The sequence below is a fragment of the Stenotrophomonas sp. P5_B8 genome (assembly GCF_054049855.1).
The window spans coordinates 1-3315 of the sequence record NZ_JBFULO010000414.1 but is presented as its reverse complement, the minus strand read 5'-3'; the positions used below and the strand labels follow the sequence as shown (position 1 = coordinate 3315).

1 protein-coding gene, 1 tRNA gene and 1 pseudogene are annotated in these 3315 nt (G+C 63.9%); 2 read left to right on the top strand and 1 reads right to left on the bottom strand.

Features of this window, described 5'->3' with window-relative positions; genetic code table 11:
* Positions 1–717, top strand: a pseudogene (gene emrA / locus ACXJKH_RS17315) (multidrug efflux MFS transporter periplasmic adaptor subunit EmrA); the annotation flags it as partial.
* Between the two features lie 7 nt (positions 718–724).
* On the top strand, positions 725–2311 hold the full coding sequence (emrB, locus tag ACXJKH_RS17310; RefSeq protein WP_256777391.1) for a multidrug efflux MFS transporter permease subunit EmrB: 1587 nt from the start codon (positions 725–727) through the stop codon (positions 2309–2311).
* Positions 2312–3059: 748 nt separating this feature from the next.
* Here the strand turns inward: emrB and ACXJKH_RS17305 are convergent.
* Positions 3060–3146, bottom strand: a tRNA-Leu gene (locus ACXJKH_RS17305).
* Between the last annotated feature and the right edge of the window lie 169 nt (positions 3147–3315).

Genomic DNA, 3315 nt, shown 5'->3' with positions numbered 1-3315 from the left:
GAACTGGCCCACGCCCGCGACGAGCTGGCCGGCGCCGAAGCGGCCGTGGCCGGTTCGCGCGAAACCTTCGAGCGCAGCAATGCGCTGGTCGATGACACCGTGATCGCTACCCAGCCGGACGTGCAGGCCGCTGCCGCGCAGCTGCGCCAGGCGTTCCTCAACAACGCCCGCGCCGGCATCGTCGCGCCGGTCAGCGGCTATGTCGCCCGTCGCTCGGTGCAGGTCGGCCAGCGCGTGCAGCCGGGCACTGCGCTGATGGCGGTGGTGCCCACCGAACAGATGTGGGTGGAAGCCAACTTCAAGGAAACCCAGCTGCGCCACATGCGCCTGGGCCAGGAAGTGGAGCTGCGTTCGGACCTGTACGGCGGTGACGTCAAGTACAAGGGGCGCATCGATAGCCTGGGCCTGGGCACCGGTTCGGCGTTCTCGCTGCTGCCGGCGCAGAACGCCAGCGGCAACTGGATCAAGATCGTGCAGCGCGTTCCGGTGCGCATCGCCATCGATGCCAAGCAGCTGGCCGAGTATCCGCTGCGCATCGGTCTGTCGATCAAGGCCGAAGTGAGCCTGCGCGACCAGAAGGGCACCGTGCTGCCGACGCAGTTTGCCAAGGGCCAGGTGTTCGACACCGACGTCTACGCCAAGCAGCTGCACAGCGCCGATGACATGATCCATATGATCATCCAGGGCAACCTGCCGCAGCAGGCCAAGGCGAACTGAGGCCATCATGTCCGCACAAGCTCCCGCCGCGCCCGGCACCCCGGGCGCACCGTCGGCGCCCGGTGCGGCCGCCGGTTTCCTGCCGCCCAGCGTCGCGCTGTGCACCGTCGGCCTGGCGATGGCCTCGTTCATGCAGGTGCTCGACACCACCATCGCCAACGTCTCGCTGCCCACCATCGCCGGCAACCTCGGCGCCAGTTCGCAGCAGGCCACCTGGGTCATCACTTCGTTCGCGGTCAGCACCGCGATCGCCCTGCCGCTGACCGGCTTCCTGAGCCGCCGCTTCGGCGAACGCAAGCTGTTCATCTGGGCGACGCTGGCCTTCGTGATCACCTCGCTGCTGTGCGGCCTGGCCCAGAGCATGGGCATGCTGGTGCTGTCGCGCGCGCTGCAGGGCTTCGTGGCCGGGCCGATGTATCCGATCACCCAGTCCCTGCTGGTGTCGATCTATCCACGCGAAAAACGTGGGCAGGCGCTGGCGCTGCTGGCGATGATCACGGTGGTGGCGCCGATCTGCGGCCCGATCCTGGGCGGCTGGATCACCGACAACTACAGTTGGGAATGGATCTTCCTGATCAACGTGCCGCTGGGTATCTTCGCGGCGATGGTGGTGGGCAGCCAGTTGAAGGGCCGCCCGGAGCAGATCGAGAAGCCGAAGATGGATTACGTCGGCCTGATCACCCTGGTGATCGGCGTGGGCGCACTGCAGCTGGTGCTCGACCTGGGCAACGACGAAGACTGGTTCTCCTCTCCCAAGATCGTGGTGCTGGCCTGTGTGGCGGTGGTGGCGTTGACGGTGTTCCTGATCTGGGAGCTGACCGACAAGGACCCGATCGTGGATCTGAAGCTGTTCCGGCACCGCAATTTCCGCGCCGGTACGCTGGCGATGGTGGTGGCGTATGCGGCCTTCTTCAGTGTGTCGCTGCTGATTCCGCAGTGGTTACAGCGCGACATGGGTTACACGGCGATCTGGGCGGGCCTGGCGACGGCACCGATCGGCATCCTGCCGGTGATCATGACGCCGTTCGTGGGCAAATATGCGTCGCGTTTCGACATGCGGATGATCGCTTCGTTTGCGTTCGTGTTCCTGTCCTTCACCAGCTTCATGCGCTCGGGCTTCAACCTGCAGGTGGACTTCACCCACGTGGCGGGCGTGCAGTTGATCATGGGCATCGGCGTGGCATTGTTCTTCATGCCGGTGCTGCAGATCCTGCTGTCGGACCTGGACGGTCGCGAGATCGCGGCGGGTTCGGGCCTGGCAACGTTCCTGCGGACGCTGGGCGGCAGTTTCGCGGCATCGTTGACGACGTGGCTGTGGGCGCGCCGGACGCAGGTGCACCATGCGGATCTGACCGAGCACATTTCGGTCTATCAGCCGGGCATGCAGGATCAGGTGGCGGCGATGGGGCAGGGTGACGTGCAACATGGCGCGGCGGTACTGAACAACATGATCAACCACCAGGCCTCGCAGATGGGCTTCAACGACATCTTCTTCCTGCTGGGCTGGATCTTCCTGGCGATCATCGCCTTCCTGTGGCTGGCCAAACCGCCGTTCGGTGCGGGCGCAGGTGCAGCGTCGGCCGGTGGGCATTGATCAGCGGGTGAGCTGATACGAAAAAACCCCGTCGGAAGGCGGGGTTTTTTTGTGGGCGTTTGTTTTTGCGCGCGAGGCGAAGGTGGAGCAGGGGCAGAGCAACGGCAGAGCAACGGCAGGGCAACGGCAGGGCAACGGCAGGGCAACGGCTGTGGGTGTGCGCCTCTACGGGCTTGGATGGGTACGGGTGGGTTGGCGGGACACGCCGTAAATCCATCCTTGGAGGCTCCCATGCGCCATCCATGGCGCATGACGGTCCCGCCAACCCACCCGTACCCATCCCAGACAGTTGGCTGGTACGCAACGAACAGCCAACACCAATTCCACATCCACAACCGAAACCGAAACCAACCACACCCAAACCCAAACCCAAACCCAAACCCACACCCACGAGCACGAACACCCACGAGCACAAAAACGAGCACAAAAACGAGCACGAGTTCTGCCGTGCTTGTCCTTCGCTCTTCTGCTTCTTCGATGCGCACCGGCCCACTGTCTGGGGCGGGGGTGTGTGGGTTCGCGGGACCGTCGTACGCCATGGATGGCGTRYGCGAGCCTCCASGGAYGGATTCACGGCGTGTCCCGCGAACYCACACAYCCCCGCCCAGCCCGGCGCAGGCAAAAACGCAACGCACTGGCTCTGGGCTCTGGCTCTGGGCTCTGGCCTTGGCTTCTAAAAAAAGAAACAAACCCCAAACCCCACACATGAAAAAACCCGCTTGCGCGGGTTTGATCATTGTCTGAGTCATGGTGCCCAGGAGAGGACTCGAACCTCCACGAAGTTGCCCCCGCTAGCACCTGAAGCTAGTGCGTCTACCAATTCCGCCACCTGGGCGACTCAGGAGGAGAATTCTGCGGGAGAACTGAAATTGTGTCAACAGCATGTCGCGGAAAATTTCGACGGTCGCGCGCTGCCACATCACCGCGCTGCATGTCGCGAAAGTCGTGCGTTCCAAGCGCGTGTCATCGAACGCCAGAAACGAAAAAACCCGCTTGCGCGGGTT

Coding starts and splice junctions, on each gene's coding strand:
- emrB (WP_256777391.1), top strand. CDS start 725: ATGTCCGCACAAGCTCCCGCCGCGCCCGGCACCCCGGGCGCACCGTCG.